Source organism: Burkholderia sp. AU16482, from assembly GCF_002223285.1.
Taxonomy (GTDB): Bacteria; Pseudomonadota; Gammaproteobacteria; order Burkholderiales; family Burkholderiaceae; genus Burkholderia; species Burkholderia semiarida.
On sequence record NZ_NKEY01000004.1, the window covers coordinates 993,059 to 1,019,260 of the forward strand.

General features: G+C 64.9%; 18 protein-coding genes. All 18 read right to left on the bottom strand.

The window, feature by feature from the left end:
- Nucleotides 1–13: 13 nt before the first annotated feature.
- Entirely contained in the window at nt 14–3,463 is a 3,450-nt protein-coding gene (locus tag CFB35_RS16365) for an RHS repeat-associated core domain-containing protein (protein ID WP_059584021.1), read from the bottom strand.
- Nucleotides 3,464–3,483: 20 nt separating this feature from the next.
- Nucleotides 3,484–3,750: a PAAR domain-containing protein gene (locus CFB35_RS16370; RefSeq protein WP_081066436.1), complete on the bottom strand. Its 267-nt coding sequence runs from the start codon at nt 3,748–3,750 to the stop codon at nt 3,484–3,486.
- Between the two features lie 84 nt (nt 3,751–3,834).
- Complete coding sequence (locus tag CFB35_RS16375) at nt 3,835–6,963, bottom strand: type VI secretion system Vgr family protein (protein WP_089465234.1); 3,129 nt, start codon at nt 6,961–6,963, stop codon at nt 3,835–3,837.
- Between the two features lie 103 nt (nt 6,964–7,066).
- Nucleotides 7,067–7,630 carry a hypothetical protein gene (locus tag CFB35_RS16380; RefSeq protein ID WP_059573644.1) on the bottom strand — a complete coding sequence of 188 codons (564 nt, stop codon included), beginning with the start codon at nt 7,628–7,630 and terminating at the stop codon, nt 7,067–7,069.
- Complete coding sequence (locus tag CFB35_RS16385; RefSeq protein ID WP_226094364.1) at nt 7,611–8,414, bottom strand: TagF domain-containing protein; 804 nt, start codon at nt 8,412–8,414, stop codon at nt 7,611–7,613. The genes CFB35_RS16380 and CFB35_RS16385 overlap by 20 nt, the downstream gene beginning before the upstream one ends.
- Complete coding sequence (gene tssM, locus CFB35_RS16390; RefSeq protein WP_059573642.1) at nt 8,393–12,301, bottom strand: type VI secretion system membrane subunit TssM; 3,909 nt, start codon at nt 12,299–12,301, stop codon at nt 8,393–8,395. Before tssM ends, CFB35_RS16385 begins: the two co-directional genes overlap by 22 nt.
- Before the next feature lie 14 nt (nt 12,302–12,315).
- Complete coding sequence (gene tssL, locus CFB35_RS16395; RefSeq protein ID WP_059573641.1) at nt 12,316–13,620, bottom strand: type VI secretion system protein TssL, long form; 1,305 nt, start codon at nt 13,618–13,620, stop codon at nt 12,316–12,318.
- Nucleotides 13,617–14,966 (bottom strand): type VI secretion system baseplate subunit TssK, encoded by a 1,350-nt coding sequence (tssK, locus tag CFB35_RS16400; RefSeq protein ID WP_059573640.1) that lies wholly within the window; start codon nt 14,964–14,966, stop codon nt 13,617–13,619. Before tssK ends, tssL begins: the two co-directional genes overlap by 4 nt.
- A gap of 1 nt (nt 14,967) precedes the next feature.
- The gene (gene tssJ, locus CFB35_RS16405; RefSeq protein ID WP_081066617.1) at nt 14,968–15,510 is read right to left on the bottom strand and encodes a type VI secretion system lipoprotein TssJ; all 543 of its coding nucleotides are present in this window, start codon (nt 15,508–15,510) and stop codon (nt 14,968–14,970) included.
- 134 nt (nt 15,511–15,644) lie between these two features.
- Nucleotides 15,645–16,127, bottom strand: coding sequence for a type VI secretion system tube protein Hcp (locus tag CFB35_RS16410; RefSeq protein ID WP_059573638.1), 483 nt, complete (start codon nt 16,125–16,127; stop codon nt 15,645–15,647).
- A 205-nt stretch (nt 16,128–16,332) separates the two neighbouring features.
- Nucleotides 16,333–17,832 (bottom strand): type VI secretion system contractile sheath large subunit, encoded by a 1,500-nt coding sequence (gene tssC / locus CFB35_RS16415; RefSeq protein ID WP_059573637.1) that lies wholly within the window; start codon nt 17,830–17,832, stop codon nt 16,333–16,335.
- Nucleotides 17,833–17,880: 48 nt separating this feature from the next.
- Nucleotides 17,881–18,417 (bottom strand): type VI secretion system contractile sheath small subunit, encoded by a 537-nt coding sequence (gene tssB / locus CFB35_RS16420; RefSeq protein ID WP_059573636.1) that lies wholly within the window; start codon nt 18,415–18,417, stop codon nt 17,881–17,883.
- A gap of 356 nt (nt 18,418–18,773) precedes the next feature.
- Nucleotides 18,774–20,534, bottom strand: a complete 1,761-nt coding sequence (locus CFB35_RS16425; protein ID WP_226094363.1) for an OmpA family protein — start codon at nt 20,532–20,534, stop codon at nt 18,774–18,776.
- Nucleotides 20,438–21,142 carry a DotU family type IV/VI secretion system protein gene (locus CFB35_RS16430; RefSeq protein WP_089465236.1) on the bottom strand — a complete coding sequence of 235 codons (705 nt, stop codon included), beginning with the start codon at nt 21,140–21,142 and terminating at the stop codon, nt 20,438–20,440. The genes CFB35_RS16425 and CFB35_RS16430 overlap by 97 nt, the downstream gene beginning before the upstream one ends.
- A 34-nt stretch (nt 21,143–21,176) precedes the next feature.
- On the bottom strand, nt 21,177–21,740 hold the full coding sequence (locus CFB35_RS16435) for a fimbrial protein (RefSeq protein WP_089465304.1): 564 nt from the start codon (nt 21,738–21,740) through the stop codon (nt 21,177–21,179).
- Nucleotides 21,741–21,780: 40 nt separating this feature from the next.
- Complete coding sequence (locus CFB35_RS16440) at nt 21,781–24,606, bottom strand: fimbria/pilus outer membrane usher protein (RefSeq protein WP_089465237.1); 2,826 nt, start codon at nt 24,604–24,606, stop codon at nt 21,781–21,783.
- Nucleotides 24,607–24,642: 36 nt separating this feature from the next.
- A complete protein-coding gene (locus tag CFB35_RS16445; RefSeq protein ID WP_089465305.1) occupies nt 24,643–25,374 on the bottom strand; it encodes a fimbria/pilus periplasmic chaperone in 732 nt (243 codons plus the stop codon).
- Between the two features lie 91 nt (nt 25,375–25,465).
- On the bottom strand, nt 25,466–26,014 hold the full coding sequence (locus CFB35_RS16450) for a fimbrial protein (RefSeq protein ID WP_089465238.1): 549 nt from the start codon (nt 26,012–26,014) through the stop codon (nt 25,466–25,468).
- Nucleotides 26,015–26,202: the final 188 nt, after the last annotated feature.

Below are 26,202 nucleotides of genomic sequence, written 5' to 3' on the forward strand. Positions count from 1 at the left end.
ACGCCGCCCCGCCTCAACGGTCCAGCCACGCCAGCCATTCGCCGCCCGACATGACATCGCACTCGTCGATGCCGCCCGTCAGCCGCGTCGACAGATCAATCGGGCCGTCCGCGCATGATGCGCCGTCAACGTCCCCCTTCGGCCGCCTCAGCGAAACGGCGCGACCGTTCGGGTTCGCGACGCTCAACGGACTCGACACGTAGCGATACGGGCTCACGCCCGCCGGCGCGGCACGATCCGGGCTGAGATAGCGGCCCGCATCGGGGTCGTAGTAGCGACGGCCATTCAAATGCAGCCCGGTCTCGTCGTCCAGATACTGCCCCGCGAACCGCAACGGCTGCCGCACCGGCGTGGCCAGTTGGGTCCACGGTATCACCTGCCCCCATGCCTTGTAGCGGCCGCTCCACACGAGCTTGCCCGCCGCGTCGGTCAGCGCGACCGCCGTGCCGGCGAGATCGGTCTGGTAGTAATACACGTGCATTCCGGAAAACGTGCCGTCGTCCTTGCGTCGCCGGTCCACGCAGGCAAGCGGCGCATAACCGACGGCCCCGTCCCGTGCCGGCTGATACAGATAAATCCGCACGTTCTCGCCCGTCGTTTCCTGGACAAGGCGCTCGCCATGCCAGACGAAGCGCGTGACCTCCGCGTTGTCATCCAGGCGTCGCGCGCCGCCCGCTTGCGATTGTCCGAACGATTTACTGACGCGGCGCCCCAACGCATCGTAGCGATAACGCACCTCGCCGCGCCGGCTCCGTACGCTCATCAACCGGCCGTCCGCGTCCCACGTGAACGTCTGTTCGTCCGCCGCGCCGCGCTTGGCGGCCACCTGCCCCCACGCATCGTATTCGTAGCGATAGCCTCGACACTCACGTAGCCGATGATCGGGATACACGGCAGGCTGCCATCCGGTGCGCGGCGTCTCGAGCAGGTTGCCCGCCGCATCCCACGTGAAATATTCGATGCCGAGTTCGTCCGAGACGACGCGCAGCAGACAGCCCCGACGATCGTAGTCGTAATAGGTCCGGCCGTTGAAACGATCGTCGACCTGCACGAGATTGTCGGCCGGGCTGTAATGAAACTCGCGCCAGAATTCCGCGCTGCCCGGCAACATCTCGTTGTCGGCCGTCCGGATCACCGTCATCGCGAACCAGCGCTCGATCAATGCGCCCGCGTAAACCGAGCGCAGGTACAGTTCCCCTTGAGAGCGCAACAACTGGCGCGTGGCCGCTTCGTAACTCAATGCGGCGATACCATGCATTTCGTCGCCATGGCCCAGTCCCATCAGCGTGACTACGCCAGCCTCGTCGCGCTCCGATTTCAAGATGTGCCCGTCCGGCAGCGTCACGGCGGCGAGCCGTCCTGCGTCGTCGTACACGTAGCGCAGCGCGCCATGCATGTCGTGTTCCGCCGTCAGACGCCCGGCCGCATCGTATTCGAAGCGCAGCGTGTCGGGTTCGACGCCGATCGCCGCCCCGGCTTCGGTCGGCAGGCAGTGCACCATCCCGAGCTGGCCGTCGCGCACGTACGTGTAACGATAGCGCGCGTGTTCGGTGTCGCGGCCAACCATCCGCCCGAGCACATCGTTGGCGAAGGTTTCGGTGCGCGTCTGTCCATCCGACGTCGATGTGATCTGCTGCAGCGCGCCCGATGCGGCATAGCTGAACGACCGGGTCACGCCGTCCGCGTCGACGATCGACGTCAACCGCTTGACCGGGTCCCAGGTCAGGCGCTGAATCCCGCCGTTGCCGGCGACGGTGCGAATCCTGCGGCCGTGCGCATCGAACTCGTGCGCCGTGACGTTTCCTTCCTCGTCCACCGCGCTCACCACGCATCCGTACTGGTCGCGATGCCAGTGCCGCGCCTGCCCGTCAACGCCGGTCGACGTGGTCAACTGCCCCGCGGCGTTCCAGATCCGCCGCTCCTGCCGGCCGTCCGGCAGCGTCACGATCAACGGCCGCCCGAGCAGATCGGGCTCGATCTTCGTCACGGCCCCGAACGGGTCCGTGACGGCCACGACATGTCCGTTGCCGTCGCGCAGATAGCTCACCGTGCGCCCCGCCGCATCGGTCCGCTTCGACACGAGCCCGCGCCCGTCGTATTCGAGCACGACGGCGCCGCGCTGCTCGTGCGTGTCGGTCCGAATCTGGACGCCGTCCTGTTCCGAATACGTCGTCTGCGTCACGCCGTCGGACGGCGACTGGAACTGGGTCGGCCGCAATTCGTCGTCGCGCTGCCAGAGCCACGTCCGGCCGTCCTGCAGGCGAATGCTCAGCGGCTCGCGGCTCGCGAACGCGTAGACCGTCGAGCGTTCGCCGCTCAATGGCGCCTCCTCACGGATCGGCCGGCCCAGGTTGTCGTTGACGACGCGCACCTCGCGCTCGCCCGGCAACGTCAGTGCGCTCGGCCAGCCTGCGTTGTCGTACTCGAACGCGTACCGCCGCCCGTCGAAATCGACATAAGCGAGCACGCGGCCCCGCGCATCGTATTGCCAGTGTGCCGTATGGCCGAACACGTCGGTTGCCTGCGTACTGCGTTCGGCCAGTTCGTACGTGCAGTGCTCGCGCGCGCCGCGGCAGGTCGAGCGCTCGACGACGCGCGACGCACCGCCGATCGTCTGCCACGTGTAACGCATGGTCTGCCGAAGCGGACCGATTTCCTCGACCATGCGGCCGCTGTCGTCGTAGGCGAAGCCGCGGACGACGTCGCCGAGCCGATTACGCACCTCGGCTAGCCGGCCGTGCTCGTCGTACGCATAACGAACAAGAAAACCGGTCGGTCCGCCGTCGACACATTCGATGCCGGTCAAGTGCGATCCGTCACGCTCGTAGTGCATCCGCAATTCATGCCCGCACGTGCCGCGCACGCGCAGCAGGCGCCCGCCGTCCCAGATGCATCCCACCCGGCGGCGCCCCAGATCCTCGACATACTTGACACGTGCGATGCCGTGTTCGTCGAATTCCCCGAAGACGGTGTAACGCGGCGTCAGATCGGCGACTACGATCCGGTCGTCCGACAGGCGGGCCACATGAAGCTGCTCGGATGAAACGATGATCTGGTCGCCGCGTTCAGGCATCGGCAGCGATACGATCCGGCCTTGTTCGTCGATGTAGTCGAGCCGGTCGTCGTTCCGGCGTCGCAGCGTGACGTCCCATGCAGTGCGCCAGCCGACCCCGAGCATGCCGTTCGCGGACAGCGCACTCGAATAGAACCTTGACCATTCGATCGGCAAGCGGCCGGGCAGCCTGAAGTCGACTTCGTTTCGCGGCAGGCAAATCTTGTTGCCCGAAACCATGTCGACCGACTCGCAAAGGAGGCCGGACAACGCCCGCTCCACCCCGTGGCGGCCGGCCAAATCACTCGGCTGCCCGCGATGACGATCGAGACGCGGCGCGACGTCGAGCGACTCCAGCACCGTGCCCTGCAACCCGGCAAGCACGCCGCCCAACCCTCCAATTCCACTCATTTGAACTCCCTGACCTGCCGTTACCCGCCGATGAACACGTCGCCCGACCCCGACGCGACCGGGGCGCCGCAGGACGTCGAGCATGCAACGAAAGCCGCCGGCGAGCCGTTGATGAAGACAGACCCCGAACCGGTTACAACCGCCTGGGCCGAACAATGAAGGCCGCAAACCGCGGCGCTGCCGACATAGGCGGCCGATATTCCGTTGGTGAACACGTCGCCCGAACCGGTCACGATCGCTCCGCCATGGCCGATCGCGTCACCGACTCTGGCTGCTGGATTGCTCATGGTGATTTCTCTCCCCGTAAAACCCATCACTTTGGTGTCGCCGCACCCGTGCAGGGTGCGGCGACACACGGTTTAGCCACGCAATCAAAATTCCGATTCCGGTGGCTCTTCGCTCGGCGGTGGCTCTTCGCTCGGCGGTGGCGTCTCGCTCGGCGGCGGCGTTTCGCTCGGCGGCGGCGTTTCGCTTGGCGGCGGCGTTTCGCTTGGCGGAGGCGTCTCGCTTGGCGGCGGCGTTTCGCTCGGCGGCGGCGTTTCGCTCGGCGGCGGCGTTTCGCTCGGCGGCGGCGTCTCGCTCGGCGGCGGCGTTTCGCTCGGCGGCGGCGTCTCGCTTGGCGGCGGCGTCTCGCTTGGCGGCGGCGTCTCGCTTGGCGGCGGCGTCTCGCTTGGCGGCGGCGTCTCGCTTGGCGGCGGCGTCTCGCTTGGCGGCGGCGTCTCGCTTGGCGGAGGCGTTTCGCTTGGCGGAGGCGTTTCGCTTGGCGGAGGCGTCTCGCTCGGCGGAGGCGTCTCGCTCGGCGGCGGCGTTTCGCTCGGCGGCGGCGTCTCGCTCGGCGGCGGCGTCTCGCTTGGCGGAGGCGTTTCGCTCGGCGGCGGCGTTTCGCTCGGCGGCGGCGTTTCGCTCGGCGGCGGCGTTTCGCTTGGCGGCGGCGTTTCGCTCGGCGGAGGCGTTTCGCTCGGCGGCGGCGTTTCGCTCGGCGGCGGCGTTTCGCTCGGCGGCGGCGTCTCGCTCGGCGGAGGCAGCTCGCTCGGCGGCGGCGTTTCGCTCGGCGGCGGCGTCTCGCTCGGCGGAGGCAGCTCGCTCGGCGGCGGCGTTTCGCTTGGCGGCGGCGTTTCGCTCGGCGGCGGCAGCTCGCTCGGCGGCGGCAGCTCGCTCGGCGGCGGCAGCTCGCTCGGCGGCGGCAGCTCGCTCGGCGGCGGCAGCTCGCTCGGCGGCGGCGTCTCACTCGGCGGCGGCGGCTCGATACTCGGCGGCGGCGGCTCGACACTCGGCGGCGGCGGCTCGATGCTCGGTGGCGGCGGCTCGGTCGGCGGCGGTGGTGCAACGCTCGGCGGCGGCGGAACAACCGTCGGCGGCGGCGGCGGCGGCGGCAGAAGCGGCTTGGTGATCTTGAACATGAAAGTCGGGAATGGAATCGGCGGAATCGCCCCGCCCCCACCGCCGCCGCCCGCACAGCCGTCGCCACATCCAGGATTCAACTGCAGCGGCGAACCCTGAACCACGACCTCGTTGCTGCCGACGATCCGGATCTTCGTGCCGACCAGCTTGATCGTGCCGTCGGCCGTCATGTTGATGGCCGACGCACCGCATACGATGGAAAGCGCACCACCGACGTTCAGCGCATAGGCACCGCCCACCGACGTCGACATCGCACCGCCCACCGCAATCGCATACGCGCCGCCGACGTTCAGCGCACAAGCACCGCCGATCATCGTCGACTCGGCGCCGCCCACCGCGTAGCTGGCGGCGCCGCCCACGATGCTGGTGAACATGCCGCCCACCGCGCGCGTGTGTGTCAGCGCGACGCCGACCGACAGACTCGCACCGACCGTGAGCGACTCGTTGCGCTTCGTCAGGCGGTTCATGTCCCGCTCCGCCTGCATGTGGAATTCCTCGGCGCCCTTCTTGTCTTCGAAGCGAATCCCGCTGTAGTTTTCGCGGCCGCCGGTGATCGTCTTGCTCTTGAAGCCGCTCTTCGTCGCTTCTCCGGGCAGATCCCACGGAGGCGGCGTCACGGTGTTGTACAGGCTGCCGAGAATCAACGGACGATCGGGATCGCCGTTCATGAAGCCGACGATCACCTCCTGCCCGATGCGCGGGATATAGATGCCACCGAAATTCACGCCCGCCCATGCCTGGCTGACACGCACCCAGCACGAATCCGTCGCGTCGTTGCGCGCATACCGGTCCCACAGGAAGCGCACCTTCACGCGGCCGAACTCGTCCGTCCACACTTCGTGTCCCGGCGGACCCACGACGATCGCCGACTGCGGGCCACTCGTGGTCGGCTTCGGCGTCTCGCGCGGCATCCGGAACACTTCGCTCGTCGGTTGTACGATCAGCTCGTTATTGCATTCGTACCGGTAACCGCTGCCGGATTCGTCGGCGATTTCGGTCAGCATCAACGCCGCTTCGATGATCAGATACTCGCGGTTGGCTTCCTCGTGCTTGTGTTTCGTCAGCGTGAAGGTTTGGCCGCACGCGAGGCCGCGCACGTTGCCCTTGCCGAACGCGCGCGTGCCGGGCGCACGGCGCTCTTCCATCCGGACGCGGCTGATGAGATCGCCATGCTTGCTGTCGGTATAGTCGCCGGGCCACTCGAACAGTTCGCCTTCGCCCCAGTTCGTTTCGCGCGGCTGATGGTTCGACGTCACGAGCTGCGCCCTCGGCCGCGTGAAATCGAAATCGTCGACCACCACGCGCCCCGGCCGCAGCGATTCGTCCGTCGAGAAATAATTCAGATACTCGATGTCGATCTTGCCGCCTTCCGGGTGGTGCCTGATTTCGTGATAGGCGGCACTCGGCGAGCGGCGGTGCGCGCCGATGTGATCGCACAGCACGAGCCGGTGCTTGCCGTCCGAGTGCTCGAAGAACCAGTAGATCCCCCACTCCTCCATCAGGCGCTGGATAAAATCGAAATCCGTCTCGCCGTATTGCACCTGGAATGCCCGCGGCTCATTGCGCGTACTCTCGCCCTGCACCGTGTACTTGTCGACGTCGAGCCGCTTGTCGACCGGATACGGATAATCGCTCAGCACGGTGTCGATGATCTCGACCACCGTCTTGTCCTGAAAGATCTTGTAGTCGCTCGTCAGCGTGGCGAGCCAGAGCCACGGCCGCAACACGATGCGGTAAACGTTGTAGCGCCCTTCCGTGCGCAGGAAACCCGCTTTCACGACGAGGCCGCTGATTTCCCGCCCGCCGGCGCCGACACCGCCTTCCACGCCCGTCCCGATGCCCTCCAATTGCACACTGACGGTCATCTCGGTGCCGATCATCGCCTTCAGATCGAGATTCGCACTGGTCGACAACGGCACGTGAAAATCGTCCGGCGTGCGCAGCAGCAACTCGTACGTGTAAAGTTTCCCGAGATGCTCTCCACCGCGAAGCGACAGGAATCGGAGCGCGGGCTTGCCAAGCAGCCGTGGCATCGCATCGCTGCGAATCACCACCGTGCGCTCCTGATTGATCAGTCCTTCCGAAGAATTGATTGACATGCGATCTATTCGCTCCCACTCACCCAAAACAAAGATGCGCCCACGCGCATTGCCCTATATCCGCATGCAGCAGCCGTATGGCGCCGCCCTGCGGTTGCCTGCGTCATGTGCCGGATGCGCGCGCCGGATACCGGACACGCACCGCCGCGAGCTTCAGCAGCACGTCGATCAGCAAATCGGCGCCGATACTCGTCGCGGCATCGACCAGATAGCTTGCGGCCAGGTCGAGATCGCTCGCGTCGCGCGCATCGATCACCTTCCGTCCGAATGCAACGACGCGGCGCATGCAGTAGACCGCGCGCACGCCCGGAACCAACGGCGCGCCACCGCCGGGATCGATTCCCGCCACCCACTCGACCGGCGCGGCATGTACGCCTAACCATTCGGCCAGCATGCTGGCGATCGTCGCCAGGTTGCCGTTCGCGCATAGCGCGGCCACCTTCGCGTCGTCCACGTCGTGCAGTTGCCACGCAGCCAACCACAACGTGCGCTCGAGCTTCTTGATGTGCGGCGTGCGACGAAACGCGACAATCTCGCGATATTCGCGGTGTCGGCTGCGCAAGGTCGTGCAATTCGAAGCAATCGCCCGCTCCAGCGCACGCGTGCCCTGCTCGTGCTCGCACGGCAGTTGATCGAACGTGTATGTATCAGCGTTCCGTATGTTCATGAGTCCGCTCTTGCTCGACATCGACGGTGCAATCCGAATCCGGTTCGTCGGCGTCGCGCGCGATCGCCGCCGCGCCCGCCGGCAAACCGGCGATCCACCTCTGATCGACGAAACCGCCGCGATCGTCCTGTTGCCAGAACCACCCGCCTTCGCCCTGCGTCGTACACCGCGGCCACGCCGCCCACGGCACCTCGGGTACGCCGGTCAGCACGCGCGCGGGATCGTCGCCGCAGCCCGCCCCTTGAATTTCCGAATCCGCCGACGGCACGACCGCCTTTCGGCCGCGCCTGCCCATGCGCGGCCATACGAATGCGTGCGCCGCGTCCCACAGCGCATCAAGTTGCGTGTACAACGACGACACGAAGCGATCCGGATCGGCCGGTTGCGCACGCGGCGGCACGTACCTCGCCAGCAGGCGCGCCATCTGGAACAACACGCCGCGCGGCTCGCGCAGCCGGCGTTCCAGCCAGCGGCGCGACACGGTGCAGCAGACGATGCATGGATGCCGCCGTCCGGCCCGATCGCACGAAGCGGCCATCACGCCGACGACATATCGCCCATCGGCGAACGGCGAACAGGCGGGCGTCAGCACGAAACTCCACGGCAACGCATGTGTGCCGCCTTCGCCGGACAGATGCGCCGCCCATTCGGGATGACGCGTCAGCCAGTGTTGCCATTGAAGAGCCTGCATGACGGTCGTGCGGTGCCGGATCTGCTCGACCGACGCGGGGAGACGCCCCCACAGCGCCGGCATGCCGACCGTCACGCGAGCCCCCCAGGGCAATGAAAGCTCGTCAGCAGATTGCTCGTCAGCGGATTCGACTGCCCGCTCGTCATCAGCTCGAGCGCCGCATGCCGACCATCGAAATCGAACGCCAGCGTCAGGCGGCTGGCCGATGCCGTGCCGGTCAACTGGCCGCGCTCGATCAACCGGAACAGCGCCCAGGGCCCCGTCGCGACGATCGTCGACGTATCCGGCCGGATCGCCGGTCTTGCCGCGATCTCCGCTACCGCGCCGCCGCGCGGTCCGGGCCAGCTCAGCGCGAACGGCGTGACCGGGCCGTGCACGTAGCGCTGCGTCTGACCGTCGACGTCAATCAGCAATTCGGTGATCTCCGGGTCGATCGCGGCCACCTTCGCATCCATCTTCCACGCCATCCGTTTTGCACCCTGATCGCGGAAGAACACTTCGCGGATCGCCGCCGCACGTTCGAACGGTGCGAGGCTCGGCCCCTTGATCGGCGGCATGCCGGGGCTCAGTGACTTGTAGCGCCACGGCTTCGCGTTCGTATCGACATAGCTCGCCAGCGATTTCTGAAAGAACTCGTCGAATACGCCGCCGCTTGCGAACATCCGGTTGAAGTCCTCCACGTCGACTTCCTGGCTGCTGCGCACGAACGGGTATTTGCCGTCGATGGTGCGCCGGCAGGTTTGCCCGACGCTCGTATCGACCTGCATCGCGAGCAGCCCGCCGACCTCCTGCCCGACCTTGTCCGCCACCTGCGTCGCGATACCGCCCAGGACGAGCCGCAATGGCGCCGGCAGCTTTTCGGCTTCGGTCTGCAGCGTCGTGCCGATATCCAGCGCCGGCGGCATGCTGTTGGCCGACAGTGCGTTGCTCGCGACGACGAGACGCGTGTATTGCTCGTTGATCAACGTCAGGATCGCGTCGAGCTGCAAGGCCTTGCCGCCCACCGAAATCGGCTTGTCCGTCATCGCCGGACCGCTGCCGGTGTCGGCCTGCCCGGTGGTGACTTCGCGCAACGCCGCAAAGCGGTTGTCGACGAACTCCTTCTCGAGTCGCGTTTCCGGCCGCTGCGCGGCGATCTTCCCGGCTTCGACCGCCGCCGTTCGCGCCGCCGAGGATCGCCGGCCGACCGCTGCCAGCGCGAGGTCGTTCAGCGACGACGGCTCCGGTGCATCGATGACCGACAGCGACGTTTCCCGGACCACCGCGCGCGCCAGCCTCACCAGCGGCGAATCAGGGGCGGCGAGTGCGCGCAGCGTCGCCTGGTCGAGCGCCAGCGTGCCGTCCCGGCCGTTCTCGCCGCTCGTGGCCGGCCGAATGTCGGCGAGAAACTGCTGCCAGTAGTTTCCGTAATCGATCAAATACTGGCGGCGAATCTCGTCGGCGAGCGACGATCTGGCCGCCACGATCCGGGTGCCCTGTATCGATGCCACGAGATCGTTGCGCTTCGACGCGCGTCCCATGACCCAATCGTCGTCGTCTTGCGCGCGCGTGAGAAATTCGGGCAGACGCTGACTGAACAACGCGTGATAACCGTCATACGTGTAAAGCCCCGGCACGCCTTGCTCGAAGCGCGACCCGTCCACCAGCTTGAAAAGCGACGCGCCCTGCAGCCCAAGCGCCTGCGCGAGCGTGAAGTTTTCGGGCGCCTCCTTCTGCATCGCGCCGATCGCCCGCTCGTACAGCCGCCTCGGCGCGGGGTTCTGGCTCAGGAAGAGGCGTGCGCGCTGCACGAGCGCGGCATCCTGCTTCATGGAAGGTTTGACCGGACGGCCGTCGACGAACAGCGCCTCCAGGTGCCGCGTCATCGCATTGCGGCCGCCCATCGCCGCCGCGCTGTCGGCGCGCTCCCAGTCCCGCAGCACCCAGGCCCGGACTGCCTTCGCGTCGTAACGCCCGGCTTCGTACAACATCAGGTAGATGGTCAGCGTGCGATATACATCGTCCGGGTTTTGCGCGGCGATCTGCGTGTTCAGATCGCCTTCGACGCGCGCCACGATCTGCGGCATCAACGTCTGCTGCAACAGGCTCAGATAGGTCGTATCCGACGCCGAGACGATGGCCGGGACCACATAAAGGCCGTAGCGGTACGCAAGGCCCGGTGCATCGAGATCGAAATCGCCGTGGCGCGGGAGATCCCTCGACCTGTCCAGCAGGCCGCCGATCGCCGCCGCTTTCGGTGCCTTGTTGTATGCCGCAGCCCGTGCGGCCAGCGCCGACGTCTTGCCGGAAATCGCGGACAGATAGTTCCGGTTGTTTTCGTAGCTCACCGTGAGCGAAAACGCGAGCCAGACGAACAGGGCCACGGTCAGCAGATGGCCAGCCCAGCGCATCGTTCTGAAGCGAATCTCCCACTTCAGATCTGCGCGGACCAGATGCGCCTCCGGCACGATCACGTGCTGGAACACGTTGCGCAGGAAATAGCTGCGATGCCCGGCGATCGCATCGTCGCCACGCACGTGCGCTGCCGTGTCGCTGGTCGTACGCAGGCGTGCCAGCTTGCGCCTCAGGCGCTGCAGCACCGTGTCGCGGTCGACGGTCATCACCTGATCCGTCTGCTCGGCGCTCGTGAAATAGACGCCGCGCAGCATGTTCTGCAACTGCGCGTCGTCGTAGCGGGAATCGAGGAACACCAGTTCCACCAGATCCGCGAGCAACGCCGACAGGCTGCGGAACTCCTGTGCCAGCGGGTACAGCCGCTTGCGACGCTCTCCCTCGTATTCTTCGAGCAAGCGGTTGTTCAAGCCGGCGTCGACCCGCGCTTCCAGCAGCGTCAGTTCACGCATGCAGTGACGTCGCAGCCCGTCGACGCTCGCCGCGCCCGACTCGTCGCACGGCAGCGTGAAACCCCAGATCTGCGTGCGCCCGTCGGCCGTCAACGACTGGAAATACTCGGTAAAGCCCGGCAACAGATCCAGCTTCGTGACGAATACGTAGACGGGGAACCGAATCCCGAGTTGCTGGCGCAGTTCGCCGAGCCGGGCCCGCAAGCTCGCCGCGAGCGCGGTGCGCTCGACTTCCGACCGGTTGACCAGGTCCGCCACGCTCACGGTCAGGATCGCGCCATTGAGCGGCGCGCGCGGCCGATGCTTGCGCAACTGGCCGAGCAACGCCTTCCATTCCGCGGCGTTGACCGTCGTAGCCGTTTCTTCCCGCGCGTCGTCCTGCTCGACATAGCGACCTGCGGTGTCGATCAGCACCGCCTCGTTCGCGAACCACCATTCGCAGTTCGCGGTGTGCTCGATCCCGTGCGCGGACACCGCCGCCATCTGGTCGGTCAACGGAAACTGCAGGCCCGACCCGAGGATCGCGGTCGTCTTCCCGGCCCCCGGCGTACCGAGCATCATGTACCACGGCAGCCCGTACAGATGACGGTCCACCTCGAGCAGGCGACGCCATCCGAGCGTGCCGCCGCGCAAGCGCTTCAACTGCGCGATGGCCTTGGACACCACCATCGCAACCGCACGCACTTCGTCGCGGCCGATTTCGGCCGGCTCGTCCCCCTTCGGCTCGAGAAAGCGCTTCAGCAGCGCATCGTTCGACCGCAACGCCTGCCACAACTTGTACAGACCGTAGAGCGCATAGCAGAACACGATCGCCGCGACGATCAACACGCGCACCCAGATCGGCTGGAGCGGATGATGCTCCGCGAACCCGAACAGCGGGCCGACGTGCCAGAGCGCGACGCAAAGCGCGATCACCCAGACCGGACTCAGCGGCCACCTTCTCAGCCACAGGACGAGCAGGCCCGCCAACAGCGCGATCACGATCGAGCGGATCACGGCGCCGGCGAACGGATGCAGCTCGCCGAACACGAACAGCGGCCCCAGAAACCAGACCGCCACGCATGCCAGCAGAATCGCCACGCACGCCAGCATCCGCCACGAGACCAACCATCTGAAAAGACGTTTCAAATAAGACATGCTGAATTCCGGTACTACGGGGTGACCATGATTTCGACGCGACGGTTGAGTGCTCTGCCGGCCGCCGTCGCGTTATCGCCGATCGGCTGCGTGTCACCCTTGCCGACCGCGCGAATCCGCTCCGCGGGCGTACCGTCCCGTTGCAGGATTTGCGCGACAAACGCCGCGCGCTTTTCCGACAGAACCTGGTTGTTCGCGAAAGCCGCGCTACGAATGGGCTGGTTGTCGGTATGCCCGCTCACGAGCACGTTGCCGCCGACGCGCGCCACTTCGCTCGCGACCTTGTTCAGGATCGGCTCGATCTCAGGCAACACCACGCTCTGGCCCGACGCGAACATCGAATCGCCCCTGAACACGACGACGCTGCGCCGGTCGTCTTCGTCAACGGTCAGCAGGCCGCGCGCGATCTCGTTCGTCAGCAGCTGCGACAGGCGCAGACGCTGCGGCGCGGACGCCAGCCGCTCCTTGCCGATCTCGAGAATGCGCGCCTCCAGCAAATGCCGCTCGGTCAGCAGGTGGTACTGGTAGAACACGAACAGTGCGAACAGAAGGAGCGCCGCGAGCGCGACGGACGCCCATGCCGGCACGCTGCGCAGCAACGGCAGTTTGCCGGGCGGCGCCCCCCGCCAGTGCGGCGACAGCTCCGGCTGCAGCGCGTCTCGCGCGCCGGTGATGAGCGTCCACAGACGCTGGCGAATCTGCTCCAGATAGCGGCGCCCATCGGCCATCACGCTGTAGCGGCCCTCGAAGCCGAGACCGAGCACGCGATACAGGATTTCGAGGATATCGACGTACTCCTGCGGATCGGTCGCCATCCGGCCGATCAACAGGAAGAACTTCTCGCCGCCGTCGACTTCGCCCTCGAACGTGATCAGCAGGCTCCGTGCTGCCCATACGCCGCTCCCGCCCCAGCTGGTGCGGTTGGCCGCCTCGTCGAGCGCGGTGCACAGACAGTAGCGGACGACCGCCATGTGCTTCCACGGCAGATCGACCTTGTCGCATACCTTTTGAAACAGGTTGACCTCGCGCACGAGCAGCGTCCTCAGCCCCTCCACCGCTTCGGACGTATCGAGCGTCGCCGGCATGTCGGCGAGCATTCTGAGCAACGGGCGCGCCGCCTCGAGCAGCGGATTCGCGGCTGCGCGCACCTCGTCGACACGCTGCTGAATATCCACGACCGCATCGAACTCGCCAGGATCGACGGGTGCGCTCGCGGCACGCCTTTCGTCTCCGGCGCGTTCCTTCTGCGGATCGAGCACCGTCCCGGAATCCCCCGCGAGAAAGTCGAACGCGTCCTTATCGAACGTACCGGAGTTCATTTATGGCGCACTCCCCACAGTTCGAGTTTCAGTTCGGGGAAGTGGCCGGCGATATGCATCGCGAGCCCGCCTTGCTGCGCGATCTGCTCCCAGAACGGCCCGCTGCGCGACAACTCGTAGTAGATGTAGCTCGAATTGAACGGAATCTGTCGCGGCGGCACCGGCAGCGGCACCATCGTGAGCCCGGGAAGGTGCGAACGAATCAACTCGGGCAAACGCTGCGGCTGGCTGATCTTCGTCTGCGCGGCGAATTGCTGCTGAAGCACGTCCGGCGACATCTGCGCGCCGACGGCCAGCACGAGGCTCGAATAGCCGGAGAGTTCCGCGGGCATCACGGCCGCGACGCGGATGCCGTGCGGCTGCTCGGTAAGCGGAATCGGCTGCGCACCGCGGATCAGCACCTGGTTGAGCAGATAGTGGACCTCCTCCACGAGCGGCCGGATGCTTGCGTACAGTTGTGCGTGATCGTAGCCGGGAGTCGGGAGCGGGCGGCGCGTCTGCGGGCGCACGAACGTCGACAGCTCGCCCGCCATGATCGCGAGTTCACGATAGAACACCATCGGCGGCGTCTCGCGAATCCGGCAGATATGTTCGAGCAGCGGTTCATAGCGATTCAGTACCTGCAGGAGCAGGTAATCGGCGACTTCCGCCGCCGCGCCCGCCCGCCCGTCGCTACCGGACAGACGGGTGGCCAGCGCATCGGCTCGCAGCTTCGTGAGGCCATGCAGTTGCGTCGCCCATTCGCGCAGCAGCGGATCGGCGCCGTACCGGCTGACCGGCGGAATGTGATCGGTCACGTGCAGCGACACCGATCCGTCCGCATGCAAGGTCTTGATGCGCGTCAGCGCGATGCCGATCCACGACTGCGTCAGTTCTTTTTCGGGCAGCAGCCGCAGGCGCAGGTTCGCCAGTTGCACGGGCTTCGGCCCCTGCCCGATCGTGTTGCTGTCCCGCAGTTCGTTTTCGAACGCCAGATAGCGGGCCAGCGACGCCGTCTCGTCGCGGAACACCGTCTCTTCGGTATTGGGCTGCCGCAACGGGACAGCCAGATAGATGACCTGGTTCTGATGCTCGGGCACGATCGTCAACGGCGGCGGCGGCGGCGCATGCGCCGGCACGTCGAACGGCGTCCCGTCGGGAAACACGCCTGCACCGCTCTTCAACACCAGCTTGCCGAACGCAAGCGATTCCTGATCGGTCTCGAACTGACTGAAGCCCCAGAAGAACGGGCTGAGCGGCGCGGAACGCTTGTGCGCGAAATGTTCGAAATAGCGCTCTTGTTGCTGGAACAGCTGGGGCAGCAGGAAAAGACCCTCGCTCCACACGACCTTGTTATGCCAACTCATGTCAATCCAATTCAGTTACCAGAACGGCCCGCTGGCCGATATCCACGTTCAATTTGATTTTTGTACGCGCCGTCAGCACCCGAAGCCATGCTTCCTCCGGCGGCGGCGGCAAGCGATACGTGCCGCGCCACACCGATTTGCCCAGCTCGCGGTATCCGGCCAGCACGCCGATCGCGGTCGTCGCGCTATTGATACGCCGCCGAATATCCCGGACGTCGCCGGGGCGCAGCACGAACTCGTCGATCACGATCGCGTCTTCGCCGAGCACCTTCTTGCTGTCGTTCTGCAGCGAGAAGAAGTCGGCGTTGTCGAACGTATAGGCCGACTTCAATTCATAGATCCGCACCATGATCGGCGCCGGCCGCCCGAGCTCGTCGGGATTGACGCCATCGCTCACCTTGATCTTCAGATTCAGCGACGCGGCCAGATCCTTCCGCGACGGCACCCCTCCGCACGCAGCAAGCGACAGAAATGTCAGTCCGGCCGCGATACGTTTCAGTGCATTGCGGCGCGTCGCCATACCTGGCGGAAATCGAGAAAACATAGGGAAGATCCTGTCGTACCCGGGGCAGCCGTTGACCGAGGCCCCCACGCATCGCGAAGACGCCTTGGTCAACGGCTTGCGATGCCGCCCGCGCGAGCACAGGCGGCATCGCCCTGAACTACGGGCGTCGACGCTTACGCCGCGTTCCGCTTGATGTCGAACGTCGCCGTGATCGCACCGCCGCTGCCGCCTTGCGCGTTCTGCACGACGTATTCCTGCTTCAGGCGCGAGAACGACAGGCGAACGATCTCGCGCGGACGCGATTCGTCAGCCGCGACGCCAGCCGGGCTCACCTGCGTCACCAGCACGTCATTCATCGTCAACATGATGTATTCGAGCGGATTGCCGCCGGCCTTGCGCACCGTGAGCTTCGCCTGATCGATGTGCTTGCCCAGCAGACAGTACTGAATCAGGTTCGGGCTCGCACGGTCGATGTAGTGTTCGAACTGCAGATCGTCGACGGTCGCGCGGCCCGCCCCGCCGCCGGAGCCCAGGTGCATGTTCGATTGCTGCGATACGTTCCACGACCAGCTCAAGACCTCGATTTCGTCATGGTGAGTAGCATCCTTGGATTCGCCGTCGATTCCGTTGATCTTGAGGAAAATGTCGTGTGCCATGGCATCACTCCTTACGTCTTGGTTGAATTTTTTGTACAACTAACTTTGCGATCAGGTTTATTTACGGAGCGCCTGATCACCACTCCCCCGGGGTCGAACATCACATCGGAATACGCGGGACGAGGAACGTCGCCGACGCGACGGTCAGCGCGCGTGCTGGGGCTTGCCGATCAGCAACCGTCCCCGCGGCAATCGCTCGCTGGGATCAGGCGGCCGCCTTGACCGACGGAAGCTTTGCGACGAGCCGCAGCGACACCGTCAGACCTTCCAGCTGGAAGTGCGGGCGCAGGAAGAACTTCGCCTGGTAGTAGCCGGGGTTGCCCTCGACTTCTTCCACGACCACCTCGGCAGCAGCCAAGGGACGACGCGCCTTGGTTTCCTGCGACGAGTTCGCGGGATCGGCGTCGACGTAGTACATGATCCATTCGTTGAGCCATTGCTGCATTTCGTCGCGCTCCTTGAACGAGCCGATCTTGTCGCGCACGATGCACTTCAGGTAGTGCGCGAAACGCGAGCAGGCAAACAGATACGGCAGACGCGCGGACAGGTTCGCGTTGGCCGTCGCGTCCGGATCGTAGTACTCGGCAGGCTTCTGCAGCGACTGCGCGCCGATGAACGCCGCGTAATCGGTATTCTTGCGATGAATCAGCGGAATGAAGCCGTTCTTCGAAAGCTCCGCCTCACGGCGATCGGAAATCGCGATCTCGGTCGGGCACTTCATGTCGATGCCGCCATCGTCGGTCGGGAACGTATGGCACGGCAGATTCTCGACCACGCCACCGCTCTCGACGCCGCGAATCAGCGTGCACCAGCCGTAGTGCTTGAACGAGCGATTGATGTTCACGGCCATCGCATACGCGGCGTTGGCCCACGCGTATTTGCGGTGGTCCGATCCGTCGGTCGATTCCTCGAAATCGAACTCGTCGACGGGATTGGTGCGGATACCGTACGGCAGGCGCGCGAGGAAGCGCGGCATGGCCAGACCGATGTAGCGCGAGTCTTCGGAGTTGCGCAGCGAGTTCCACGGTGCGTACTCGAGGTTCTGCGTGAAGATCTTGGTCAGATCGCGCGGGTTCGCGAGTTCCTGCCACGAATCCATCTGCAGCACGGATGGCGACGCGCCGGTGATGAACGGCGCGTGCGCGGCCGCGGCGACCTTGCCGATCGACGCCAGCAGATCGACGTCCGGAGGCGTGTGGTCGAAGTAATAGTCGGCGACGAGACAGCCATACGGCTCGCCGCCCAGCTGACCGTACTCCTCTTCGTAGATTTGCTTGAAGAACGGGCTTTGATCCCAGGCCACGCCCTTGTAGCGTTTCATCGTGCGACGCAGATCTTCCTTCGACACGTCCATGAAGCGGATTTTCAGCTTCTCGTCGGTTTCCGTGTTCGTCACGAGATGATGCAGCCCGCGCCACGCGCTTTCCAGCTTCTGGAAATCGTCGTGGTGCAGGATCAGGTTGATCTGTTCCGACAACTTGCGATCGATCTCGCCGATGATCGCCTCGATGCTCTTGTAGGCATCGTCGGACATCGTCACCGAATTGGCCAGCGCCTGCTCGGCGAGCGTCTTGACGGCGGATTCCACCGCCTCGCGCGCCTGCTCCGTCTTGGGCTTGAACTCGCGCGACAACAGTGCGTTGAAATCCGATTGGGCGCCGAGCTGCGCCTCGGCAGCGCGCGCCTGCGATTCACGTACAGCCATTTTTTACCTTTACCTGTGTTAGATCGTGGTTGAGCATCCAGGGCCGCGTCACTGCTCTTGCGGTTCCCGAGCGTCCGGCTTCCGTGCTTCAGGCTTGGGTGCCTTGGCGAGCGCGCTCAGCAGCGCCGGATCCTTCAGCACCTTGCTGACAAGATTTTCCGCGCCCGACTTGCCGTCCATGTAGGTCTGCAGATTGGCGAGCTGCGTGCGCGCGTCGAGCAACTGCGACAGCGCGTCGACATTTCTCGCAATCGCCGCCGGAGAAAAGTCGTCCATGCTTTCGAACGTGATGTCGACCATCAGCTGGCCGTCGCCGGACAGCGTATTCGGGACCGAGAACGCGACGCGGGGCTTCATCGCCTTCATCCGCTCGTCGAAGTTGTCGATGTCGATGTTGTAGAACTTCCGATCGCCGACGGCCGGCAACGACTCCAGGGGCTTGCCGGACAGATCGGCGAGCACGCCCATCACGAACGGCAGCTCGACCTTCTTTTCGGAGCCGTAGATCTCGACGTCGTACTCGATCTGGACGCGCGGAGCACGATTTCGCGCAATGAATTTCTGTGCACTGCTGGATATGGCCATAAACTTTCCAGATGAATTCAGATTGGGAAAAAATCAATGAGCGAATGCTCGTCCGTTTCGCCCTTTCAGCGTAAACTCCGGGCATCTTAAGACACTCGTCGGCGCCGTTATATAGGACCAGTACTAACTTAATTGCCGATAATTGGAGATATACGAAATATCGAAAAAATCTCTAATCTCAATAAAGCGACGAATTGAAAACGCCGCATTCGGCTGAGTTGAATCCCTATCTGGAATGGCTATGGGGCGTGCCTGGACGAGTCGTTGCCACGCGGCGGAGCAAGCACCGCCCCGGCCGCATGGATCGTCACAGCGATGATGCGATGCGCTACCGTGTCGAGCGCGTCACCGCGCACTTAGCGGCGCAGGCCGTCCGGAATCAGCGAAATGTCGACGCGCCGGTTCAGTGCCCGGCCCGCTTCACTCCGGTTGTCCGCGATCGGGCGGACGTCGCCCATTCCCTGAATCGCGAAACGCGTGACCGGCAATCCGCCTTCGACGACAAGCCAATCGCGAATCGCGCGCGCCCGCGCCTCGGATAGCCGAAGATTCGCGTCGGATGAGCCCTCGCTGTCCGCATGCCCTTCGATCAGCACGCGCTGGTCCGGATTCTCCCGGATCAACCGAAGCACATGTGCGAGTTCACGATGCGCGTGCGCGGGGGAAAACGTCGCCTTGCCGCTTGGAAACAGCGAAAGGCTATCGATCTCCACGGTCGTGAGCGGCGGCCGATAGGCCGCCAGCGCCACGTCGACGCGAGGCAGCAGCGCACGCCCCGGATATAGCCCCCATCCCGCGCCGAGCGGCGCACCGTCGCGCAAATTGCGCGCCACCTCGTCGCGCGCCGCGCGCAACCGCTCGAACGAGTCGATCGATGCCGTGATGCGAACCGACGGCGTGTTCCAATAGGTAGACAGGTCGCCCGAGATCCGCTCGACGAGCCGATAATTCACTGTTCCCGATATCACCACGGCCAGCGTCACGGCCGTCGCGCTTGACAGCGCCACGTGGGATGCAAGCGGCCATGCCCGCCGGTCGGCCGGCGATGGCGCAGGCGGCCGCCCGGCCGTATCCGCCGATACGGACGCCGATGCCTGAATGCGCGGCAACGGAAGCGGGCCCGCGACCGGCTTCGTCACGCGTGGCTGCAGGCCCGTTTTCGCGATCAGCCAGCGCGTCCACGCGCCCGGCCGAACGGGCGTGTGGTCGATGTCCGCCAGCGACGCACCCTGCAACGCAAACGGCACGGTATTCGACAGCGCGGAAATCGACGACAGCAACGCCGCCTCGTCGAGCCATTCGAATACCGCGAGCCCCAGAGCGCTCCGGCCCGCCGCATCGGCATGCCGCGACTCGGCAAGTTGGCTACGGATCGCCGGCAACCGGTCTGAAACGCCGATCGCGTTCTTGAGGCGCGGCGCGTCGAACTCGAGCGAATCGCCAAACCATCGCGTTTGCGGCGCGCCGCCCTCGCCCGGCCCCAGACATGCGTATACCGCGACATGACAAGGCAGCACGCATTCGGGATGGCAGTATGCTGCCTGCAGCGCAATCCGCCATTGCGCAAACTCCCTGCGCAACACGCTTTCGTCGTCGCCCTCCGGTACCACGGGCAGCAGCGCGGCGTCCGGGAAACGCCCTCGCGCCACCTTGACTTGCGTCATCACATCGTTGAGCCGCGCTGGCGTATCGGCCAGCAGCCACACTGCCCGATCGTCGCGCCTGATCGTGGCTCGGCCGCCCTCGCGCGGGAACAGCGCGGCGGCGTAGGGCCCGACGACGACGATCACGTCGAGTTCGCGCGCGGTGCCGCCGATATCCTCCACGGCGGATTCGGCGGGAGCCGCTGCCGGACGCCGGCGCTCGTACCATGTAACAAACCACGCCGCGAGCGCGACAGCCGATCCGATGCATAGCGCGCTCAGCCAATCCGGCAGCCCCGCGAGTGCCCATGCACCGCCGAACACCACGATCGGCATTGCGATCCAGACGAGTCCGATCTCCCTGATTGACCGCATGCTCATTGGCGCCCTCCGTCGCTGTTCTGCGTCACGCGCGGCCCCGAGTCGGGCAAGCGCTCCACCGCACGACGCAACGAGACGTCGCAGAAGATCCACACGGCCGCCAGTACCACCGTTGCGAACAAGATCGGCCGAAGCGGCTTACCTGCGCGTGTCGCGACAGTCGCAACGGCGCGCGCCGGCCACGGCAACCGCTGCGCCGGCTCATCCCCCACGTCGGCCGCCCGCGGGCCTGCCTGCAATGTCACGGGACACCCCGCATCCGGGCGCGCCCGAGCAGCGTCTCCCTGACGCGATAGTCCAGGCCCAAGCAACGTCGTATACATACTCAGCAGCGACGCTTCCGAATGGGGTGCGTCCGGCAATGCGCCGGCTTGCGCCGAAGACCGCGACGCAACGCCGTGCGCACGATGAAATCGGAACAGCAGCGTCTCGCGCAGCCATTCGTCGCGCGTACCAGCGGGCAAATGACGCAGCGTCGCCTCGTCCAGCAGCATGCATTGCGCGATGCCGACGTCCCGTATGACGTCGGCTGCTCGCCCGTCGTCGCGCATCGCCTGCTCGAGCCGCTCGACGAGCCCGATGCACCGTGCTCGCCACGCATGGACCTCCGGTATCGACGCACCCTGCGCAAGCAGCGCGACGTGCAGTAGGGTCTCTTGAAGCGACGCGCGCAACGCGGCGCCTGAACTGTCGAATGTCATGCGAATATCAAGAAAAACTGCCGATGGAACACCATCACGGCATCTGAATCACGAAAGTCGCGTACGTACGAACCGTGCCGGCGCGTGCCGCGCCGGTCGCGTAATACTGCGCCCCGAACGGCACCAGCGTCGTAGTCGACTCATCGACGTTCACCGTCTGCATCGTCGCCGCATTGCCGATCTGGATCGGCGAACCGTCGCCGTTCATCAACTGGACCTGGACATTTCTGGCGCTTGCAGGATCGTTCGGCGTCTCAACGTCGAGATTTCCGTTCGCGTTCGTCGTGGCGCCCCGTTGAAAATAAATGCGGACCGAATCGATGCTGCCGTCGCAGCGCAACGGAATGGTGAAGGCCGTGGAGCCCGCTGTCTGTCCCGGCGACGTCAACGACGACGTCGAGATCCGTGGCAGCTTGATCGTCTGATTCTCCTGACCGCCTACGATCGTGCACGTCACCGAGTTGTACGAACCCTGAAACTTGACCGTGACGGTCGGATTACCGGCGCCCCAGGCTGTGCTCGCGGCCCCCGCGACCAGCGCGACCGTGGCGCCCGATGCAACGCGACGGACCCATTTCGAAGCATGCATGCGTATCATTTTGTCCATGACTCCTGTGCCTCACCTTGATACGGGCGCGTCATCGCATCGCCGCCGGCTCGCAACGCAAGCGCACACGCGTCGCCATCCTGACCTTCCCCGCATTCGCCGTTGCGGCCGGGACCGCATAAGGCAAGCTGCACCGATCGGCAGCGCTGATTCCCCACTTCGCGGTCAGCTCGCCAGAGCCTTCCAGCCCGCGCAGGAATGCCATGCCGCCCTGACCGACGCCGCCGATCGATTTGCCGGACGCATCGAACAATTGAGTGCCCATCGGCAGCGGCGAACCATCCTGCCGCTCCATCGTCGCGAACACCGGGCGGCCCCGCACCGTACTCATCTTCACGAAGACGACCGAGTTGTAGCGCGGCACCACCTCCTCGCTCGTGTTCCCGAGTTCGACGTCGTCGGGCAACCTGGACGGGTCGATCTCGACCGTGTTGACGCGATACGGCGTCAGCGATGGAATCACCGCGTAGCCGAAACGATCGATCGACGCGCCTTGCCCGTTGACGATCTGCCCGCCGGTTGCACCCTTCGCCTCGATCAGCGCAGCTGCCTGACCGAGCGGCGGACTGAGCGTGACGCCGCCTCGATGGACGATCATCGCGCCGTTTGCGCCGATCGACGCCTGACGCATCCGATTGCTGAGCGATGCGTTCGCGCTGTAGGTGCCGACAGGCGACCGATAGGTACCGTATCCGCCGAACGACGACAGCGCATTGGTATCGCCGCCGGCAACGCGCGATGCGGTAACCCCGTAGCTGAACGGTGCAACGGTTCCCTTGCTGCCGGACATATCCATCTGAATGGCGCTGTTGCCGCTCGAATCGCGCGAGGCCGAGGTGGTCAACGAATTGAAGAGACTGCTCTTCGTGTACGACTGCTTGCCGAGTGGGATAGTCAGGTTGATCCCGACCTGGGTGACCGTCCGGTTGTCGCCGTTGCGGGCACGCTGCGCATACACCGCATATGACACTTGCCGGAACGTGCTGTTGAAGCCAACCTGATACTGCAGATCGCGCCCCCTCTCGCCGCCCCAATAGTCTTGCGAACTGCCGGTGACGTAGATTGCACTGCGATCCCCCAGGCGCTGGTTGACGTTCAGTTGCAGCCGCGTCCTGGCCCGGTAGTTGTACTGACCAATCGATCCGTTCCAATCTTTTCGTGCGTTCACCGCGTCCTGCAGACTGAAGAAGTTCGACGTCGAATAGCGGTACGCGGCCACCGAGAAATTGGTTCCGGTCGGCACCAGCATCTTGCTGTACGTGACGCGCGAGCTGAGGCCGTGGTACGTGCGCCGGCCCGGCACGCTCGCGTGTGCGGACGTGACGTCGAACGCGAACGCACCGACCGACGTATTGAGCGCCATGCCGAGCAGGCCCGAACCATAGCCGGCCGACGACAGTACGCCGGCATAGCCGGTCACGAGATTCGTGATGCCTCGCTGATAAACCAGTTGGGCAACCCACGGCTTCGTATCGACCGCGTTGTCCCGATACTGGCCGACCGTCACGTTGAAACGGTGCCGACCTGGCCGCAACAGTTGCGGAACGGCGGCAAACGGCACCGAGAAGCGCCGCACGCGCCCGTCGGCTTCGGTGACCGTCACGTCGAGATCCCCGCCGTAGCCGGTGGCCGGCAGATCGTTGAACTCGAATGGCCCCGGCGACACGGTCTCTTCATACACCGTGTTGCCGCCCTGCCGCACGACCACGCGCGCATTGGTGTCCGCTACACCCCGGACGGTCGGCGCATAAGCCTGCAGCGAATTCGGCAGCATTCGGTCGTCGCTCGACAACTGGACGCCGCGCACGCCGAACGAATCGAAAACCTCGCCGCTCGTGAAACTGTCGCCGAGCACGATCTGGCTGCGCAATGGCGTGATGTCACGCTGAACGAAGGTTTCGAGGCTGCGCCACGATACGCCGGCACTGCGGCTAGCCCAGTTCAGCGTCGAGCGATGACGAAGGCGCCACGGCCCGATATTCACGCCCGATTGCAGGCCGGTATACAAGCTGCTGAAGTTGTGCCCGAAAAAGTTGCTCTCGCTCGTATATCCGTTGACGTTGTACTGCAGCAGCCCGACGTTGATCCCTTCGTCCCAGCGCGAAGGATCGACGTAGCCTTGGGCCGTCCTGCTCATCGCGGTTTGCGGGATCGTCAGATCGAGCTTCAGATCCGCGCTGTCGAAGGTATAGGTCGCATCGGGTATCGTGTCGCGAAGTGCCAGGCAGGCGTCGGGCGCCGATTCGGGCGTGGCGGGAGCGCCATCGTCGTCCTGCTTCAATCGCCGAAGCCGGTTCGCGAGCTTGTCGCCGTCGACACCGAATTGCTCCAGCATCGCAGGCGTGAAGCACGGCGCGGCAACGTCGCTGCCGGGCACCGCGAGGAACGGTACGTCGTGACGTCCACGCCCTTTGCCGTTGACCGTCACGTCGACAGCATAATTGCCCGGCTCGACCGGATTGCCCTTCGCGAAACGAGACAGATCGACGCCACCGCCGGCGAACAGTCGCGGGTTGAATGCAACCGCCGCCAGCTCCGTCGGCGCGCGAGACGCCACCTGCATCACCGGCTCAGTCGGCGCGCGGGACGCCATCTGCATCACCGGCTCGGTCGTCCCGCGGGACGCCATCTGCATCCCAGGCTCGGTCGTCGCGCGGGACGCCACGATCATTACCGGCTCGCCCCCCGCTTGCGGCCCGATGTCAGACCCACCGGGTTCCGCCGCGCCAGCGTCATCACCGGGAAAACCGATGCCGAACGCCAAACCGACTGCCAAAGCGACCCGCCGGCGGCGGAAGACGCTCAGATCGACATCATGGCTACCGCCAAGCGCGATATTTCGTGCTGCTTGAACCACTCTTCGATCCTCATCGTTTCCGGAACAGTCGGCTGGTTATTCGACGGTGGCCGAACCCGCCACCTCCGCGCCGTAATCGTTGAGCAGTTTGTACGACACCGTGCCTCGCTCGAACGTACGATGCGCCCCCTGCGATTGGGTGAGCGACACATGGTCGAACGGTGGAACCATAGCCGGGTCAAACTGGATTTCCTTGTCGCCGGCCTTCAGCGCCACACGGCCGAACGACACGTAATAGGGCGACGGATTGTCGACGCGCAGGATGCTCCGCCCCTTGTCGTCATGCGCGACCTTCCACGTCAGCAATTGACCCGAAGGGCCGTCCTGAAGCGCGGCCGGCCGAAAAAACAGCTTGATGCGAGTGCGAAATGCCAGTTGCAGCAGATTCGTTTCTTCCGCGTTGGCGGGCTGCGGCGGAATCTCCTGCACGTTGAGCCAGAACACCGACTCGCGATCCGCCGGCAGATTCGCACCCGTATACATGATGCGCAACGTCTGCCCCTTTTTCGGCTCGACGCGGAACACCGGCGGCGTCAACACGAACGGCACCTTGATCTGATCGGGATTGGCATCCGCATTCCCGTCGTCGATCCATGCCTGCACCAGCACGGGCGCCGTCTCGACGTTGCTCAATCGGACGTTGACTTCGCGACTTTGCTCCGGGTAAATGACCCGCGTACCCGTAATCACGATCGCCGCCTGGGCCGACAGCGCCATCGCGCCCAACGCAAAAGCCGCCGCGACGCCCTTCCATTTCCATAACCGCACGCATACCTCCTTGATCCATCGCCGCAGCGAGTTCCGGAGGCCGAACGACAAAATCTCCGGAGCCCGCTTGCGCGCTACTTGCGACTCGAGATCACTGATAGGCGAGCGTGAAGCGAGCGAAGGTGTTCACCTTACCCGCCGTGGTGGCGCCGGTCGCGTAGTACTGACCGCCGTAGAGCATCGTCGCGCCGCGCGTGTCGCCCGTGCCCGTCACGTCGAAGTACGCGCCCGTCGTGCCGGCCCGAATCCCCGTACCGTCGGCGTTCACCAACTGGACGACGACATTCGTCGCCGCGGTCTGTGGATCCGTCAGCAGGTTCTTCAGGAAGCCGGTAGCCGGATCCATGTTGGTCATCTCGAAGTGAGCGGCGACCTTGCTCACGTCAGCAGCGCACTTCTCCGCGGTGATATCGAACGAAGTCGAGCCAGCCGTGTCGCCCTTCTTCGCCAGCGTCACCGTCGAAATCTTCGGCAGCAGCACCTTCCTGTCTTCGTCCCCGGCCTTGATCGAGCACGTGCTCGCGGTCAGTTCGCCGTCGAACGTCACCTTGCCTTGCGTCACGGCCTGCGCGAACGCCGGCGATGCAGCCAGCACACCCAGCAGCATCGCAGCGGAAGCACCCAATACCTTCTTCTTCATTTAACACTCCTACTTAAATAGAAATACGCCAAACAGGTCGACCGGGTTCACGAGGCGTCATGCCGCCCATCTGCACCACGGTTATCTCGCGCAATCGAACCCGCGAAAAATCTTATCAATCCCCGAATATCGGGGATATAGGACGAGTTCAAACCTCAAAGGAATCCGGGCCGGACTCTCGTAAAAGA

Excerpts from the sequence above, each read along its gene's own strand:
- CFB35_RS16365 (WP_059584021.1), bottom strand. The coding sequence starts at position 3,463 with ATGAGTGGAATTGGAGGGTTGGGCGGCGTGCTTGCCGGGTTGCAGGGC.
- CFB35_RS16370 (WP_081066436.1), bottom strand. The coding sequence starts at position 3,750 with ATGAGCAATCCAGCAGCCAGAGTCGGTGACGCGATCGGCCATGGCGGA.
- CFB35_RS16375 (WP_089465234.1), bottom strand. The coding sequence starts at position 6,963 with ATGTCAATCAATTCTTCGGAAGGACTGATCAATCAGGAGCGCACGGTG.
- CFB35_RS16380 (WP_059573644.1), bottom strand. The coding sequence starts at position 7,630 with ATGAACATACGGAACGCTGATACATACACGTTCGATCAACTGCCGTGC.
- tssM (WP_059573642.1), bottom strand. The coding sequence starts at position 12,301 with ATGTCTTATTTGAAACGTCTTTTCAGATGGTTGGTCTCGTGGCGGATG.
- tssL (WP_059573641.1), bottom strand. The coding sequence starts at position 13,620 with ATGAACTCCGGTACGTTCGATAAGGACGCGTTCGACTTTCTCGCGGGG.
- tssK (WP_059573640.1), bottom strand. The coding sequence starts at position 14,966 with ATGAGTTGGCATAACAAGGTCGTGTGGAGCGAGGGTCTTTTCCTGCTG.
- tssJ (WP_081066617.1), bottom strand. The coding sequence starts at position 15,510 with ATGTTTTCTCGATTTCCGCCAGGTATGGCGACGCGCCGCAATGCACTG.
- CFB35_RS16410 (WP_059573638.1), bottom strand. The coding sequence starts at position 16,127 with ATGGCACACGACATTTTCCTCAAGATCAACGGAATCGACGGCGAATCC.
- tssC (WP_059573637.1), bottom strand. The coding sequence starts at position 17,832 with ATGGCTGTACGTGAATCGCAGGCGCGCGCTGCCGAGGCGCAGCTCGGC.
- tssB (WP_059573636.1), bottom strand. The coding sequence starts at position 18,417 with ATGGCCATATCCAGCAGTGCACAGAAATTCATTGCGCGAAATCGTGCT.
- CFB35_RS16430 (WP_089465236.1), bottom strand. The coding sequence starts at position 21,142 with ATGACATTCGACAGTTCAGGCGCCGCGTTGCGCGCGTCGCTTCAAGAG.
- CFB35_RS16435 (WP_089465304.1), bottom strand. The coding sequence starts at position 21,740 with ATGATACGCATGCATGCTTCGAAATGGGTCCGTCGCGTTGCATCGGGC.
- CFB35_RS16450 (WP_089465238.1), bottom strand. The coding sequence starts at position 26,014 with ATGAAGAAGAAGGTATTGGGTGCTTCCGCTGCGATGCTGCTGGGTGTG.